13 protein-coding genes are annotated in these 17,599 nt (G+C 31.9%); 12 read left to right on the top strand and 1 reads right to left on the bottom strand.

Annotated features, from left to right (window positions below; translation table 11 throughout):
• Positions 1-19 precede the first annotated feature (19 nt).
• A complete protein-coding gene (gene hpf, locus APS56_RS03905) occupies positions 20-319 on the bottom strand; it encodes a ribosome hibernation-promoting factor, HPF/YfiA family (RefSeq protein WP_054724959.1) in 300 nt (99 codons plus the stop codon).
• Between the two features lie 188 nt (positions 320-507).
• Between hpf and APS56_RS03910 the strand changes: the two genes are divergently transcribed.
• From APS56_RS03910 to APS56_RS03965, 12 genes are all read left to right on the top strand, one after another.
• Positions 508-1,080 carry a non-canonical purine NTP diphosphatase gene (locus APS56_RS03910; RefSeq protein WP_054724961.1) on the top strand — a complete coding sequence of 191 codons (573 nt, stop codon included), beginning with the start codon at positions 508-510 and terminating at the stop codon, positions 1,078-1,080.
• A gap of 63 nt (positions 1,081-1,143) precedes the next feature.
• Complete coding sequence (locus APS56_RS03915; protein WP_054724963.1) at positions 1,144-3,363, top strand: RelA/SpoT family protein; 2,220 nt, start codon at positions 1,144-1,146, stop codon at positions 3,361-3,363.
• 27 nt (positions 3,364-3,390) lie between these two features.
• Positions 3,391-3,843 carry a Fur family transcriptional regulator gene (locus tag APS56_RS03920; protein ID WP_054724965.1) on the top strand — a complete coding sequence of 151 codons (453 nt, stop codon included), beginning with the start codon at positions 3,391-3,393 and terminating at the stop codon, positions 3,841-3,843.
• Between the two features lie 13 nt (positions 3,844-3,856).
• Entirely contained in the window at positions 3,857-5,134 is a 1,278-nt protein-coding gene (locus APS56_RS03925; RefSeq protein WP_054724967.1) for an adenylosuccinate synthase, read from the top strand.
• 132 nt (positions 5,135-5,266) lie between these two features.
• Complete coding sequence (locus tag APS56_RS03930) at positions 5,267-5,845, top strand: RNA polymerase sigma factor (RefSeq protein ID WP_054724969.1); 579 nt, start codon at positions 5,267-5,269, stop codon at positions 5,843-5,845.
• A gap of 99 nt (positions 5,846-5,944) precedes the next feature.
• Positions 5,945-6,868: a FecR family protein gene (locus APS56_RS03935; protein WP_054724972.1), complete on the top strand. Its 924-nt coding sequence runs from the start codon at positions 5,945-5,947 to the stop codon at positions 6,866-6,868.
• A gap of 89 nt (positions 6,869-6,957) precedes the next feature.
• The gene (locus APS56_RS03940; protein ID WP_054724973.1) at positions 6,958-10,395 is read left to right on the top strand and encodes a SusC/RagA family TonB-linked outer membrane protein; all 3,438 of its coding nucleotides are present in this window, start codon (positions 6,958-6,960) and stop codon (positions 10,393-10,395) included.
• 11 nt (positions 10,396-10,406) lie between these two features.
• The gene (locus APS56_RS03945) at positions 10,407-11,840 is read left to right on the top strand and encodes a SusD/RagB family nutrient-binding outer membrane lipoprotein (RefSeq protein WP_054724975.1); all 1,434 of its coding nucleotides are present in this window, start codon (positions 10,407-10,409) and stop codon (positions 11,838-11,840) included.
• Between the two features lie 15 nt (positions 11,841-11,855).
• Complete coding sequence (locus APS56_RS03950; RefSeq protein WP_054724977.1) at positions 11,856-13,430, top strand: calcineurin-like phosphoesterase C-terminal domain-containing protein; 1,575 nt, start codon at positions 11,856-11,858, stop codon at positions 13,428-13,430.
• A 57-nt stretch (positions 13,431-13,487) separates the two neighbouring features.
• Positions 13,488-14,399 (top strand): glycerophosphodiester phosphodiesterase family protein, encoded by a 912-nt coding sequence (locus tag APS56_RS03955; protein ID WP_054724979.1) that lies wholly within the window; start codon positions 13,488-13,490, stop codon positions 14,397-14,399.
• 125 nt (positions 14,400-14,524) lie between these two features.
• On the top strand, positions 14,525-16,273 hold the full coding sequence (locus APS56_RS03960) for an OstA-like protein (protein ID WP_054724980.1): 1,749 nt from the start codon (positions 14,525-14,527) through the stop codon (positions 16,271-16,273).
• Between the two features lie 30 nt (positions 16,274-16,303).
• Entirely contained in the window at positions 16,304-17,482 is a 1,179-nt protein-coding gene (locus APS56_RS03965) for an aspartate aminotransferase family protein (protein WP_054724982.1), read from the top strand.
• The last annotated feature ends 117 nt before the right edge of the window (positions 17,483-17,599 follow it).

Raw genomic sequence — 17,599 nt, forward strand, 5'->3', positions numbered from 1 at the left:
TTCAAAATCTCTAATCATTTTAGTGTGTTTTATAAACTTCTTTACGTTTTTTCAATTGCCGTTCTAAATCGCTAATCGTCTCTCTTACAGAAACTTCAAAATTACGTTCATTGGACGTTGCAAAAATCCTTGGTCCTGGCAAACTTAATTCTATATTACATATTTTCCCTATTTCAGGTTGACTTTCCTCTTGCTTAAAATGCACTGTGGCACTTATTAAAAACTCATATCTATTAAATAATTTTTTTAATTTTTCTTCAGTAAAAGCTGAAAGTGTTTCACTTACATCTACATCTACGTACTGGAAATTTACTGTCATAATCGTTCTCTTTTTAATGTTTATATCTTTTACTAAGATACTTGATTTAAAAACAACTAGTGGCAACTAAAATCATAAAATACTTGTAAAATTTCATATACCTTTTTTAATTGATTTCCGTTTAAACTTCATTTTTATATAAGTTAATATAGTAGTAATTTTGAATTTCAAAAAACACTTTTAAACCTATGCAACTCGTTTTCGCTACTAATAATTTAAACAAAATAAAAGAAGTACAAGCTTTAATCCCTAAGCACATTAAACTTTTAAGTTTAAAAGACATTAATTGTTTAGAAGACCTTCCTGAAACTCAAGACACGATTAAAGGTAACGCCGTTCAAAAGGCAAATTATATAAAAGAAAACTACGGATACAATTGTTTTGCAGATGATACAGGTTTAGAAGTAGAAGCACTTAATGGTGCGCCAGGTGTATATTCTGCACGTTATGCAGGTGAACAACGCAAATCTGAAGACAATATAAACTTACTACTTAAAAACTTAAGTACTTTTGATAATAGAAATGCTCAATTTAAAACTGTAATAGCATTACAACTTAACAATACACAAACAATTTTTACTGGTATTTGTAAGGGAGAAATAACAAAATTCAAACACGGTAAAAAAGGCTTTGGTTATGACCCTATTTTTAAACCTATAGGATACTCTCAAACTTTTGCAGAAATGGATTTAGATATAAAAAACAATGTAGGACATAGAGGAAAAGCTGTTTCTAAGCTGGTTGCTTTTTTAAATTCATAAAATATCACAATAATAATTAAAAAAGCCATTGGTTATTAAGTTTCTTTATTTTATTTTTAGTAAATGACTGAAGAATATTTAGAACAAGAAAATATTGCTATAGCAAAAGCCTACAAAGAGCTTTTAAAAGTTAGCTACACAACACTTACCGATGAGGATAAAAAACTTATCAGGCATGCATTTGATGTGGCACTAGATGGACATAAAGATCAACGAAGAAAATCTGGTGAAGCCTATATATTTCACCCCATTGCCGTTGCAAAAATAGTAGCTCAAGAAATTGGCTTAGATGCTACATCCATTGCTGCTGCCCTACTACATGATGTGGTAGAGGATTGCGATCGTTACAATATTACAGACATAGAACAACTTTTTGGAGAAACTGTAGCTAGAATTGTTGACGGGCTTACAAAAATATCGTCGTTAAGTAAGGAAAAGGACATGGATATTTCCTTACAAGCAGAAAACTTCAGAAAAATGCTCCTTACTTTAAATGATGACGTACGTGTTATCATTATAAAAATAGCAGACAGGCTTCACAATATGCAAACCATGGATTCCATGCGAGCAGATAAACAGGTAAAGATCGCTTCTGAAACATTATATATATACGCGCCTTTAGCTCACCGCATCGGTCTTTATAATATTAAAAATGAATTAGAGGATTTGGCTTTAAAATATACTGAACCCGAAGTTTATAATGATATTTTATATAAAATAAAAGAAAGCAAGGAAGAACAAGACCTTTATATTAAAGAATTTAGTGAAGTAATAAAAAATGCCTTAGATAAAGAACATTTTGATTATACCATAAAAGGACGTCCAAAATCTATTTTTTCTATTAGAAGAAAAATGGTTAAGCAAGGTGTCTCATTCGATGAAGTTTATGACAAATTTGCCATAAGAATCATTTACAAAAGCGATTTGGCTAATGAAAAATTTTTAGCCTGGAAAATATACTCCATTGTTACAGACCACTTTAGACCAAACCCCATGCGTCTGAGAGACTGGATTACCTCTCCCAAAACAACGGGCTATGAAGCCTTGCACATAACCGTCATGGGTCCCAAAGGAAGGTGGGTTGAAGTGCAAGTTCGAAGCCAACGTATGAATGAAATAGCCGAAAAAGGTTATGCTGCCCATTATAAATACAAACAAGACAATGAAAAGCCCGACAGTCTAGAAAGCTGGATAAATAGGTTACAGGAAGCTCTTGAAAACCCTGATGTTAATGCTGTAGATTTTGTTGAACAATTTAAACTCAACCTATATTCGCAAGAAATATTTGTTTTTACTCCAAATGGTGATTTAAAATCACTTCCAAAAGGAGCAACCTCCTTAGATTTTGCTTTCAATATTCATACTGAAATAGGTATGAAAACCAGAGGTGCTAAGGTTAACGGAAAATTAGTACCTCTAAGTCATGTTTTAAAAACTGGAGACCAAGTAGAAGTATTAACATCAGAAAGTGCTAAACCCAATGCCAATTGGTTGGATTACGCTACTACTGCCAGAGCAAGAAGTAAAATAAAATCTGCCTTAAGAGAAGATAGAAAACTAATTGCCGAAGACGGTAAAGAAGTATTACGTCGAAAATTAAAACAACTCAAAATAACACTTAATGAAAATAGTATCAACGAACTTGTTAATTATTTTAAATTAAAAACAAGTTTAGATTTATTTTACCGCGTTGGTATTGGTTCTATTGATAATGTGATGCTTAAAAGTTTTGCTTCATCAAGAAGTAATGCTTTAATGAGTTATATAAAAAGTAAAATTTCACGAAAACCAACCATTTCAAAAGAAGAACTAGATAAAAATGAAATTACATCTAATTACGATTCTCTTGTATTTGGGAAAGAAGAAGAAAAATTAGACTATAAATTATCTAATTGCTGTAACCCAATACCTGGTGATGATGTTTTTGGGTTTTTAACCGTTTCAGAAGGTATCAAGGTTCATAAAAAAAACTGTCCAAATGCGCTAAGCTTACAATCTAATTACGCTTATAGAATCATGTCTGCCAAATGGATTGATTCCACACAGCAGGAGTTTTTGGCAAAAATAATCGTCTCTGGAATTGACAATATTGGCTTAGTTAATGAAGTTACCAAAGTTATTTCTTCCAACATGCATGTTAACATGAAAAGTATCAGTTTTGAAAGTAATGACGGACTCTTTACTGGTAAAATAAATTTAAATGTCAAAAACATTACCATGCTAAAAAAACTTATTGAAAGACTTAAAAAAATTAATGGTATAGATAAGGTTACTAGAGTGTAAAAAAAGTGTAAATTTGCTGACGAAATTATGAACGCAAAAGCAGATAATAAAAATCAAGAGATTGTTAAAAGCGTATTTACAAGCTTTTTAGAAACAAACGGACACAGAAAAACACCTGAGCGTTACGCCATACTACAGGAAATTTACAATAGTACTGAGCATTTTGATATTGAATCATTATATCTTAGTATGAAAAATAAAAAGTACCGTGTATCACGTGCAACACTTTATAATACAATAGAATTACTTCTTGATTGTAAATTGGTAAGAAAGCATCAATTTGGTCAAAATCAAGCACAATATGAAAAATCATATTTTGATAGACAACATGACCATGTTATACTTACAGACACAGGTGAAGTTATAGAATTTTGTGATCCACGCATTCAATCTATAAAAAAAACTATCGAGGAGGTATTTGATATTGAAATCAATAACCACTCACTTTACTTTTACGGAAAAAGAAAAGAAACTAAATAACTAATTTTTTACAATGGCAGTAGATTTACTACTAGGATTACAATGGGGAGATGAAGGCAAAGGAAAAATTGTTGACGTACTTACCTCTAATTACAACATTATTGCACGTTTTCAAGGTGGTCCCAATGCAGGACATACTTTAGTATTTAATGGCAAAAAACATGTGTTACATACTATTCCTTCTGGAATATTTCATGAAGACACAACTAATTTAGTTGGAAATGGTGTGGTAATAGACCCTGTCATTTTTAAGAGCGAATTAGACAAACTTGAAGATCAAAATGTAGATTACAGAAAATCTTTGGTTATTTCGCGTAAAGCACATATTATTTTACCAACACATCGTTTGTTAGATGCAGCTAGTGAAGCTTCAAAAGGAAAAGCTAAAATTGGTTCAACATTAAAAGGTATTGGTCCAACATACATGGATAAAACCGGTAGAAACGGTATTCGGGTTGGTGATTTAGAATTAAGTGATTGGAAAGAGCGCTACAGAGCATTGGCTAACAAACACGAGTCCATGATATCTTTTTACAATGTGGATATTGAATATAATTTAAAAGAACTTGAAACGGAATTTTTCAAAGCTATTGAAGTTTTAAAATCATTACAATTCATTGATTCTGAAGAATATATATACCAAGCTCAAAAATCTGATAAAACTATTTTAGCTGAGGGAGCACAGGGCTCGTTATTAGACATTGATTTTGGAACGTATCCATTTGTTACTTCTAGTAATACAACTGCAGCTGGTGCTTGTACTGGCCTGGGGGTATCTCCTAATAAAATTGGTGAAGTTTTTGGTATATTTAAAGCTTATACTACCCGTGTTGGTTCTGGCCCCTTCCCTACTGAATTATTTGACAAAGATGGTGAAGATATGGCTCGTATTGGTAACGAATTTGGTGCTACTACAGGGCGACCTCGTCGTTGTGGTTGGTTAGATTTAGTTGCTTTAAGATATGCTTGCCAAGTAAATGGCGTAACTCAATTAATGATGATGAAAGGTGATGTGCTCTCTGGTTTTAAAACCCTAAAGGTCTGTACCGCCTATAAGTATAAAGGAGACATTATTCAGCATTTCCCTTACAACATAGAGCCAGAAAATGTTGAACCTATTTATACGGAAGTAGAAGGTTGGGCAGAAGATTTAACCAACATGTCTGACGCATCAGAAATGCCTAAGGCTTTAAACGATTATATAGACTTTTTAGAAAAAGAATTAGAAATACCTATTACAATTGTTTCTGTTGGACCTGATAGAAAGCAAACAATTTTTAGAAATAAATAAATAATATTTCTTTTATATAAAAAAAGACCACTAATTAGTGGTCTTTTTTTTATATCATTCTTAACTATAACTTAAACTCAATACCTTTCTTCTATCTCATTTTGCAAGTACATTTGTTTGTATTCTGTATTTATGAAAAGAATTCACAAAAACTTATCCAACAACCAACTTCAAATCCTTTTAAAACAAGGAGATGAAGGTGCTTTTAACGAAATTTACAATCGATATTGGAGTTCTTTGTATGCATACGCCTATCGCATCTATACAGAAGAAAAAATTTGTGAAGATATTGTCCAAGAAGTCTTTATTAGCCTTTGGGAAAAAGCAAAAGCTAGAGAAATAACAAATATTGAAGGCTACTTATTTAAAGCTATTAAATTTAAAATAGCAACCCATATAAGAGATTTAAAATTCACGTCAACTCATACCGAGGTACTTCAAAACATTGCCAACTCAAATACATCTGAAGACAATATAGAATACGAAGAATTTAAAAAACAAGTATTTTTAGAAATTGAAAAATTAACCCCCAAATGCAAAAATGTGTTTATTCTTAGTCGGTTTGATCAATTATCAAACACTGAAATTTCTAAAAAATTAAACATATCTATCCGTACAGTTGAAAAGCATATAAGTGATGCTTTAAAAGAATTAAAATCAACTTTAAAAACCAATCATATTATCGGATTTGTTATTGTAATGTTTCTTTAGAGTAAACAAAACACATCTTACTTTAAGAAACCGTTAAAGTCACATTTTCTTCTACGTGTTAAACTTCAATATTGCGACTTGCTTTAAAACAAGAACATTTTGCAAGAAAAAAAATTTATTTCCTTAGCTGAAAAATATGCTAACAAAACAGCTACTAAAGAAGAACAGCAACAAATTGAAGCTTTTTATGAAACGATGCAAAAAAAGCATAAATCCATACCCATCAATTTAAGTTCTAATAAAAAAAATAAAATCAAGAGTGCCATTGATGCTCATGTATTCAAAAAGGTCAATCTCATTAATTATAAAAACATTTCAATAGCAGCTTCTTTTATATTACTTATTGGTAGTGGCTTAGCATTTTCATTTTTAAACTTAAACCAAACAACACTTACAACATTAAAAGGCGAACGAAAAGAAATCACACTGCCAGATGGAAGTAGTGTATTTTTAAATGCTAATAGCAGTATCCGTTATTCTAATAATTTTAATAAAAAAAGGAACATACAATTAACAGGTGAAGCCTTCTTTAAAGTAGTAAAAAACACAAAAAGACCTTTTACTGTCACAACAAATAATACAAAAACTCAAGTATTAGGAACTTCTTTTAATATCAATTCAAACATTAACAACAGAACAATAGTTAGTGTAAATACTGGTAAAGTATCCGTTAAATCTAAAAACAACCCTGAAAACAAAGTTGTTTTAACAAAAAATCAGCAAGTCTTGTTTGTAAATAATGGGAGACAAAATTTAAGTTACAACAATAGTGATGATTTAATGGCTTGGACAAAAAACATTATTGTACTTAACAATGAGACTTTAGAAAATACTATTAAAATTTTAGAAAATTGGTACAATGTTTCTATAAATGTTGTAGATGAAGACATAAAGCAGGAAACCATTTCTGGGAAATTTAATAATGAAACATTGAAAAACGTCATAAAAAGTATTGCATTACTCAAAAACTTAAAAATAGAATATTTAACACCTAACCAGATAATTATAAGAAAAAAAACATAGAGTAACCAAACAAAAAAACCCATTTCCGCGGCAACGAAAATGGGCACTATAACAAATAACATTAAAAAAATTAACGTTAATTATTTAAAATGAATACTAAAATACACTTTTTTAAAAATTATTTATCCTTTAAATATTTTTATTTAATCTGTACGCTATTAACTATAAACTTAGCCTCTGCAAATTCAAAAAAATCAGATAACACACAGGTAAACCTAAATATTAAAAATGCATTAGTAACCGAGGTCTTTTCTGCAATTGAAAACCAAACAGATTACACTTTTATTTTTGATAATTCAATTACAAAAACAATTCAAAAAGTTTCTATTAATTCTACAAATGAAGATTTGAAAACCGTTTTATCAAAGCTAACTAAGCAAATTGGGTTTCAATTTAAAATTTTAAATAACACCATTACTGTTCTAAATTTAAAAAAACAGAAAGTTGTTAAAGGCAATGTTGTAGATGAAAGTGGCTTACCCCTCCCTGGTGCCAGTATTATTGAAAAAGGTACTACTAATGGCACCTCAACAGACTTCAATGGAGTATTCGAATTAGCATTAACTACAGAAAATGCAGAATTAGAAATTTCATTCATTGGATATGTCAATAAAACCGTAAAAGCTATTCCTGGTACCTTATTAAAAATTACACTACAAGAAAACGTAAATAGTTTAAACGAAATAGTAGTTACTGCTTTAGGTATTAAACGTGAACAAAAAAAATTAGGGTTTTCACAATCTACAGTTGAAAGCGAAAGCTTGGCACAAACAGCTCCAAACAATTGGTCGTCTGGGTTGAAAGGAAAAGTTGCAGGATTGAATATTGTATCATCAGGTTCTGGACCATTAAATTCACAACAAATAACACTTAGGGGAAACAACTCTTTAAATGCTAATGGTAATAATGCACTTATTGTGGTGGATGGTGTCCCTGTTAATAATGAAATGACAACCTCAGGATCATCCAATGCTTATATTGGAGAAGACTCTCCTATAGATTACGGTAACGGCATTTCAGATCTAAATTTAGATGATATTGAAAATGTAACTGTTTTAAAAGGTCCAGGAGCAACAGCTCTTTATGGTAGTCGAGCAGCTAATGGGGCATTAATTATTACTACCAAATCTGGTAAAAAGTCTAAAGGATTAGGTATTACTTACAATTCAAATATCAGTTTGGATGTTATACAACGCTGGCCAGATTGGCAATATAAATACGGTCAAGGAACCGGAAAAAGCTTTGATATAGAAGGAAACCCTTATTATTCTTATGGTTCTTCTGAAGATGGCAATAGCACTGGTGGAACAAGTAGTGCTTGGGGACCTGAATTTAACGGTCAATACTATTACCAATACGACCCTAATTTAGAAGGGCAATCATTACAACGTGAACTCTGGAAACCTTATGAAGATAATAGAAAAGATTACTGGCGTACTGGAGTTACTACAACTAATAACATATCTATTCAAGGTGGAAATAATGAAGGGTCTATGAGATTATCTGTTGGACATTCTAAAAATGAATGGATTATGCCTAATACTGGTTTTGAAAGAATAACAGCTTCTTTAAATGCTAATTATCAAGTTTCAGAGCATATAAAAATTGGATCAGTTATAAACTACAATAATAGAAATAGTGATAACTTACCAAGTACTGGATACAATAATGGCTCTATTGCTTACTTCATGATTTTTCAAAACCCCAATGTAGATTTAGATTGGTATCGTAATATTTGGAAACAGGGTCAGAATCAAATACAACAAATTCAACCTTTTAGTTCATACATAGACAATCCGTACGCTATAGCATATGAAGCTACCAATGCCTTAGCTAGTAATCAAATAGTTGGAAATATCTTTAGTAATATTCAATTAGCACCGCAATTAAAATTAATGCTAAGAACATCATTAAATACTTATTATCAAGAAAGAGAACAGAAAAGGCCATATAGTATAAATCGATACAAACAAGGATTTTACGAAGCACAAGATGTGTGGAAACAAGAAGTTAATACCGATTTTTTATTAAGCTATGATAATGAAATTAGTGATAAGTTTTCTTTTTCTGCCTCGGTAGGAGGTAATTCAATGGACTATAAATACAGAAGAACTGATGCTTCTGTTGACGGTTTAGTGGTACCAGGGGTTTACAAATTAGCAAACGGAATAAACAATCCACTTATTCAAACCTACGACAAAAACAAACGAGTAAACAGTTTATATGGCTTGTTTTCGGTTGCTTTTGGTAACAAAATATTTTTAGACTTAACAGGAAGAAATGACTGGTCTAGCACCTTACCCATAGAAAACAATTCTTTTTTCTACCCCTCTGCTAATGCTAGTTTTATCATGTCTGAAATATTTAACTTACCAACTGCTATGGATTACTTAAAATACCGTTTTTCATATGCCCAAGTTGGTAATGACACCGACCCTTACAAAACAAGCAAATATTATAGCCAAAGTGCATTTGCTAGTTCGGCATCCGTTGCTACTAATTTATTCAATGCCAATTTTAAGCCAGAAATCACTACTAGTTACGAAACAGGAATTGAAGCTCGCTTATTCAATAACAGAATAAACTTAGATGCTACTATTTATGAAACAACCACTAAAAACCAAATTATTTCAGTACCGTTAGATATTACTACGGGTTACAGTTCGGGTGTTTTAAATTCTGGTGAAGTTAGAAACCAAGGTATTGAACTAACCTTGGGAGGGAAAATTATTAAAAACGAAAAATTCAATTGGAAAAGTACATTTACTTGGTCTAAAAACTGGAATGAAGTGATGAAACTTGCCGATGGTATTGATGGCCAACAAGAAATAGGTTCTGGTGGTAATGCCACATTATTAGCTAAGGTAGGCGGTACAACAACTGCTATTTACGGTTTTGGTTTTGTTCGTTCTCCAGAAGGAGCTATTGTTTATGACAATGCAGGACTACCAGCCTATCCAGATGAAATTCAATACATAGGAGATGCCAGCCCAGATTGGAAAGCCGGTTTAAACAATAGCTTTAGTTTTGGAAATATCACTTTTAATGTTATGATTGATGGTCAATACGGAGGCATTGTATACTCACAGTCTAATCATAAACTTATACAACAAGGTAAATTAACATCTACTTATGAAGGTAGAGAAACTGGATTTATAACAGGTGATGGTGTTGTATTAAATACTGATGGAACATATTCTCCAAATACAACAGCTGCGATAACACCCGATTGGTACAATCGTTATTACCGTCGTGCTAATGTAGAATCTAACTCATTTGATGCATCTTTCTTAAAATTAAGAGAAATGAGTTTACAATACAACTTTCCACAAAAATCTTTAAAAAACACAGGAATTTTAGGCTTAAGTATTTCTGTTTTTGGAAGAAACTTGGCCACTGTTTCTGATTTCCCTATTTACGACCCTGAAACAGCGGCTTTAAATGGTGATACTATTTTACCCGGAATTGAAATGGGACAAATGCCATCACCTGCTACCTATGGTTTTAACTTAAAAGTAAATTTATAATATCTATAAAAATGAAAACATTAAAATATTTATTCTGTACGCTACTTAGTTTCACTATTGTAGTATCATGCACAAATGATTTTGCAGAAATTAATGAAGACCCTAACCGTATTAACGAAATTAGTCCTGGAACCTTAATAAATCCAATTATCTATGGTCTTGCAAGCCACAATGCAGGCAGAAGCGCTAATGTTACATTCGATTTGATGCAAGTATCGCTCCCATTCCCTAGTGTTTCTGGAGGTTTACACAGGTATGATGTAAGTCAAAGTGCTGGTAATTCATCATGGACTAATTACTACATATGGCTTAATAATATCAAAGAAATGCATTCGGCAGCTATTTTATTAGAAGATGCAAATTACGAAGCCATTGCACTGACATTAAACGCCATGGTTTACGCAAACCTTACTGATATATTTGGTCCAGTACCAATGACTGAGGCTGTAAAAGGTGATGAGGGAAATTTTTATCCTGCGTTCGATTCACAAGAACATATTTATGAAACTATTCTTGCTGACCTTGAAAGAGCAAACAGTATTTATGATGTTAGCAAAGGCATGGCATATGCTGATGATATTCTTTTCTTTAATGATGTTGAAAAATGGCAAAAATTCACAAATTCATTACACTTAAGGTTATTACTTCGAATTTCAAACAGAACCGAAACCAATGCATTTCAAAAAATGACAACTATGGTTAATAACCCAACCATTTACCCTGTTTTTGAAAGCAATGAAGAATCTGCTATCTTACAAGTCACAGGTGTTACACCCAATGTTTCTCCTTGGGGTAGACCACAAGATTTCAGCTTATTCACCAAAATAACAACTTTCTTTATTGACAATTTAAATGATTTTGATGACCCAAGACGTGCTTATATATCTACTATTGCAAGAGATTTAAACAACGTAGAAATAGGATACAAAGGAATCCCTAGTGCTTATGATGGTCCTGAATCACAATTTACCTATAGTGCTTCTGCTCTTAACACAAGCCAAGTAAACAACCCTATGCAAATTTTTCTATTAACGTATGCCGAAGTGGAATTAATCAAAGCTGAATTGGCTCAACGGGGCTATACTTCTAATGCAGAGACACACTACAACAACGGTGTTACAGCTGCCATTGAACAATTTAATATTGAAATGCCCTCAACTTATTTTGATAATCCAAATACCAAATACGATGGGTCTTTAGAAAAAATCATGCTTCAAAAATACTACGCACTCTACTTTGTTGATTATCAACAATGGTTTGAATATAGACGTACAGGCTTACCCGTTTTACCTACTACAGAAGCCATGTTAAACGATAAAAAAATGCCAGCACGTTTCTACTACCCTGCTGATGTTCAAATTAATAACGCATCAAACTATACAAAAGCTGTAGAAATGTTAGGTGGTCCAGATGATATAAATACAACTGTTTGGTGGGATAATTAAAAACAATATACAATGATGAAAACAATTTTTATTTTTATAAGTGCGATGCTAATTTCATTAGGGATAGCTGCACAAAGTAAAGTTTCTGGTTATGTTTACAACGACATAAATCAAAACAATAAAAAAGACCGAAAAGAACAATGCATTAGCAATGTAGCTGTAACAAATGGCGAACAAGTGGTATTAACAGATAAAAATGGAAAGTACGAACTTCCGATTGGTACTGACCATATTATTTCTGTTATAAAACCGTCTGGATACCAAGTAGCTACAAATACTAATAACTTACCTCAATTCTTTTATAACCATAAACCACAAGGGTCTCCTGTTTTAAATTTTAAAGGGGTACTGCCCACAGGAAAACTTCCTAAATCAGTTGATTTTGGTTTAATCAAAACTGAGGAAAATAATAAATTTACAGCCCTTGTATTTGGCGATCCACAAGCATATACCATAGAAGAAATTGAATACTTTAAAAAAGGAATCGTTTCTGAAGTTGAGGCTATAAAAAATGTCCCTTTTGGACTTAGTTTAGGTGATTTAGTAGGTGACGATTTGAGTTTATTCAACCCATACATTGATGCCGTAAAAGAAATTGGTATTCCTTGGTATAATGTAATGGGAAATCATGATATGAACTATGATGCTAAAACAGATAATATTAGCGATGAAACATATGAAGCTCATTTTGGTCCAGCAAATTATGCTTTTAACTTTGGTAAAGTTCACTTTATAGTTTTAGATAATATTCTTTATCCAGATCCAAGAGATTCTAAAGGTTATTGGGGTGGCTTTCGTGAAGATCAGTTAAAGTTTGTAGCTAATGATTTAAAGTTTGTTCCAAAAGACCATTTAATTGTTTTAGCATTTCATATTCCTTTAAGCGAACCTAACGGTGATAGTTTTAAAGATGAAAGCAGAGAACAATTATTCAATTTATTAAAAGACTACCCAAATACACTATCTCTGTCAGCTCATACACATATTCAAAAACAAACATTTTTTGATGCTTCACAAGGTTGGTTAAGAGAAAAACCACATCATGAATATAATGTAGGAACAACCTCTGGTGATTGGTATTCGGGTAAATTAAACGAAAAAGGAATTCCTATTTCAACTATGCGAGACGGAACACCTAAAGGTTATGCTTTTTTACATTTTAATGATAACAAATATAATATAGAATATAAAGTAGCAGGAAAACCAAAAGACTATCAAATAGAAATTTTTGCACCAAAAGTTGTTGCTCATGGTAGAAGAACAAAGGCTGGAATTTATGCTAATTTTTTTATGGGTGGTGAAAAAGATACTGTACAATATAGAATTGATACCGGAGAGTGGCAACCTATGACACATGTTCAAGATTACGATCCATCTTATGTAGCTCTGGTTTATGAATGGGATACTACAACCGAATTAATGGCAGGAAGACGATCTTCAAACCCAGTAATAAGCAACCATTTGTGGCACGGCTCTATACCTACAAAGTTAGAAATTGGTGAACATACCATTGAAATTAAAGCTACAGACATGTTTGGAAATGAATATACACAAACTAGTTCTTACCGCTTAGAAGCTCCTAAACAATAAAACAACAAAGCTTGTTTAACCAAAAATGTTAAACAAGCTTTTTTTAATAAAAGTAACATGAATATTTATAAAACGCTGATATTTTCAGCTCTAATAGTTTGTGTAAGTTGCAAATCTAAAACAGAAAACAGCCAAACTGATACGCAAACTAAAATACAAATTCAAGGCCATCGTGGTGAACGCGGAAACTTGCCAGAAAACTCTATTGAAGGTTTTTTAAGTGCTCTTCATAAAGGTGTTGATGTTCTTGAATTAGATGTTATTATTTCTAAAGACCACCAAGTTGTAGTTTCACACGAACCATATATGTCTTCGTTATATATGACAAAACCCTCAGGAGATACCATTTCAAAATCTGAAGAAAAAAATTATAATTTATATCATATGACTTATGATAGTATTAAAACATTTGATGGTGGTTCTAAAATCAATATAAACTTCCCTTATCAGCAAAAGATGAAAACTTATAAACCTTTACTAAGTGAAGTTTTGGATGTTATTGAAAATGAAATAAAAGAAAAAGAATTACCCTCAGTAAAATATAATATAGAAATAAAATCAAATGAAGAAGTTTATGGTATTTATCAACCAAATCCCGATGTATTTGTTGACTTAGTCATGCAAGTTATTCAGGAAAAACAAATTAAAAATAAAGTTAACATTCAATCTTTCGACCCTAAACCTCTTAATATTTTACACAAAAAACATCCAGAAATTGAAATCGCTTTTTTAGTTTCCAAAGGAAGTATTAAAAACAATTTAAAGTTATTAGACTTTAAACCACAAATTTATAGCCCCCATTTTAAATTAGTAGATAATAAACCAACTGTCGATTCTTTAAAATCTTTAAATATAAAATTGATTCCATGGACAGTTAATAATGAAGAAGATATAAAAAACATGATTAATTTAAAGGTGAATGCCATCATCACCGATTATCCTGAGCGCGTAATGAACTTACTGCATTAATTTTTAGAAATCAGAACATTTTTTTTAATAACAACTAAACGCTTCAAAAATTATTGAAGCGTTTTTTATATACATACAATTATACGTTATAATAATCGTTATTTTTGTCGCAAACTTATTCTATATTGAAAACATTAAAACCTACATATCTTATCCTTCTTTTTAGCTTCTTTACAATTGCCCAATTTCAAGGTCAAGAAAAAAAGAAAATTCAAATTGAATACTCTGGTTTTTTAAATCAAGACGAGTCCAATTATCCAGGTGCTAGAATTTTAACAAGAGATGAATCGCAACAGGTGCATATTATTCATGGTAGCACTAATATGTGGTGCGATAAAGCCTATTTTTATAGTCAAGATAACTTTATTGAAGCTTATGGAAATGTAAAAATGATTGATAACGATACCATTACTATGAAATCCAAATATATTAGTTACAGTGGTATTACAAAATTAGCCTTTGCTAGTGGTAATGTAGAACTTAAAGACCCTAGTTCCACAATAACATCAGACACCTTATATTTTGACCGAGAAAGGCAACAAGCTTTTTATAGAAATGGTGGCACCGTTGTTAAAGATACCTCTGGCACCATTACAAGCAAAATTGGAAGGTATTATATGCCTATAAAAAAATATCAATTTGTAGAAGATGTGGTTTTAGTAAATCCCGATGCAACTATTAACTCCAATTATTTTGATTTTTATTCAGATACAGGTCATGCCTATTTATTTGGTCCCTCAACCATTACCACCGATGAGAGTAAAACATATTGCGAAAAAGGTTTTTATGACACAAAAACCAAAATAGGGTATGCTATGAAAAATGCTAATATTGATTATGATAATCGAATCATTGAAGGCGATAGTTTATATTTTAATAACAACAGGAGTTTTGCTTCAGCAACCAATAACATAAAAGTCACAGACACGTTAAATAATAGTATTATCAAAGGACATTATGCTGAATTATATAAAGCATTAGACTCTTTATTTATTACAAAACACGCTTTAGCTATAACGGTTCAAGAAAAAGATTCTGTTTACATACATGCAGACACACTTTTAGTAACAGGTAAACCTGAAAAACGCATCACTAGAGCCTACAGAAACATGAGGCTATTCAAATCAGATATGAGTGCTAAAGCAGATTCTGTACACTCCAATCAAGCTACAGGACTCACTCAACTTATCAATATTGCTCGATTAGGTACCGGAGATCAATTTTCAACAAAACGCAAACCCATCCTTTGGAATGAAGAAAACCAAATGACAGGAGATACCATCCACCTAATATCCAATCCAGAAGCTGAAAAATTAGATTCGCTCATCGTATTCAAAAATGCCTTTCTTATCAGTAAAGATTCACTAGGAACAGGATATAACCAAATTTCAGGTCAACGGCTTGTTGGTCTGTTTAATGATGAAAACAAACTTAAACAAGTTAATATTATAAAAAATGCTGAATCTATTTTTTATGCTAGAAATGAACAAGGCGAATTAACGGCCATAGATAAAGCACGATCTGGATACATTGAAATTTATTTTGAGGAAAGTGAGATAGTAGAATTCAGGCGTTTAAACCAAGTAGATGGAAAAGGACACCCCCTTTCAAAATTTGCAGAAAGAGATAAAATACTAAAAGGATTTGATTGGCGTGATGATGAACGCCCTAAAAGTATAGAAGATTTATTTAAAGACGATCCTCCTTTAAATTTGCCTACTATTAAAGGTTTACAAGACTATGTACCACAAGAAGATTTTTTTAACGAGAATCTTTTAGATCCTAATGAAGATACAACTACCAATGACAGTAATCAAACTTTAAAAACACAGAAAAATTTATCCCAAAATTTTAAAACAAAAAAGGCAAAGTAGATTCAATAAAAGTCAAATAGAAACAATACTATGATTTCTAATTTCTTAAAACACCAAGCACAAACTTCTCCACACCCTTTAGGAATAGAGGTTTCACACGCTAATGGATGTTATATTTATGACACTGATAATAATGCACACTTAGATTTTGTAGCTGGTGTTTCCGCTTGTCCCCTCGGGCATAGTCACCCTAAAGTCACCAACGCCATCAAAAAACAGGTTGATAAATATTTACATGTCATGGTATATGGCGAATACATTCAAAAACCAGCAGTAGAACTTTGTAAATTATTGGCTAAACACCTTCCTTTTCCTTTAGAGAAAACATACTTAACAAATTCTGGCACTGAAGCAACAGAAGGGGCTCTTAAGTTAGCCAAACGGGTTACTGGTCGTACTGAAATAATAGCCGCTAAAAACGGTTATCATGGAAATACCATGGGGTCCATGAGTGTTATGGGCTACGAAGAACGCAAACAAGCATTTAGACCATTATTGCCAAACATCACTTTTATTACATTCAATAATGAAGTGGACCTAAACGCAATTACCACTAAAACGGCAGGAGTTATTTTAGAAACCATACAAGGAGGTGCTGGATTTATTGAACCAAACAACAATTATCTAAAAAAAGTAAGGGAACGCTGCAATAAAGTGGGGGCTTTATTGATTTTAGATGAAATCCAAACAGGTATTGGTAGAACAGGAAAACTTTTCGGTTTTGAAAACTACAACTGCACTCCAGACATTTTGGTATCAGGGAAAGCATTAGGTGGTGGTTTGCCTATTGGAGCTTTTACTGCGTCCAGTGACCACATGGATTTACTAATGAGCCAACCAAAACTTGGGCATATTACCACCTTTGGAGGGCATCCATTAATTGCAGCATCAGCTTTAGCTACACTAAAAGAAATTTCGGAAACAAATCTAATGGCTCAAACATTAGAAAAAGAAACCTTAATTAGGAAAACTTTAGTACATCCTTTAATTGAAGAAATTAGAGGAAAGGGATTGATGTTAGCCTTAATAATGACTTCAGAAGACATTGCAAACACCTTAATTCTTGAATGCAAAAAACACAAATTAATTTTGTTTTGGTTACTTTTTGAACCTAAAGCAGTAAGAATTACGCCGCCACTAACCATCACAAAAGATGAAATTGTTAAAGGTTGTCATATTATTTTAGACATTTTAAACAGTATAAAATAAAAACCAAAACAATTCAACTTTCTAAAAATCAACACATAAACACCCAAAACCTTTATAAAACGAGGCTGTTCATTACTTTGTTAAAAACATTTATGGCTATACCTATATAAAATTGAT

The organism is Pseudalgibacter alginicilyticus, assembly GCF_001310225.1.
Taxonomy (GTDB): domain Bacteria; phylum Bacteroidota; class Bacteroidia; order Flavobacteriales; family Flavobacteriaceae; genus Pseudalgibacter; species Pseudalgibacter alginicilyticus.

Bases quoted from the DNA above. Each gene is read 5' to 3' on its own strand.
- hpf (WP_054724959.1), bottom strand. From the start codon at position 319: ATGACAGTAAATTTCCAGTACGTAGATGTAGATGTAAGTGAAACACTT.
- APS56_RS03910 (WP_054724961.1), top strand. From the start codon at position 508: ATGCAACTCGTTTTCGCTACTAATAATTTAAACAAAATAAAAGAAGTA.
- APS56_RS03915 (WP_054724963.1), top strand. From the start codon at position 1,144: ATGACTGAAGAATATTTAGAACAAGAAAATATTGCTATAGCAAAAGCC.
- APS56_RS03920 (WP_054724965.1), top strand. From the start codon at position 3,391: ATGAACGCAAAAGCAGATAATAAAAATCAAGAGATTGTTAAAAGCGTA.
- APS56_RS03925 (WP_054724967.1), top strand. From the start codon at position 3,857: ATGGCAGTAGATTTACTACTAGGATTACAATGGGGAGATGAAGGCAAA.
- APS56_RS03930 (WP_054724969.1), top strand. From the start codon at position 5,267: ATGAAAAGAATTCACAAAAACTTATCCAACAACCAACTTCAAATCCTT.
- APS56_RS03940 (WP_054724973.1), top strand. From the start codon at position 6,958: ATGAATACTAAAATACACTTTTTTAAAAATTATTTATCCTTTAAATAT.
- APS56_RS03945 (WP_054724975.1), top strand. From the start codon at position 10,407: ATGAAAACATTAAAATATTTATTCTGTACGCTACTTAGTTTCACTATT.
- APS56_RS03950 (WP_054724977.1), top strand. From the start codon at position 11,856: ATGAAAACAATTTTTATTTTTATAAGTGCGATGCTAATTTCATTAGGG.
- APS56_RS03955 (WP_054724979.1), top strand. From the start codon at position 13,488: ATGAATATTTATAAAACGCTGATATTTTCAGCTCTAATAGTTTGTGTA.
- APS56_RS03965 (WP_054724982.1), top strand. From the start codon at position 16,304: ATGATTTCTAATTTCTTAAAACACCAAGCACAAACTTCTCCACACCCT.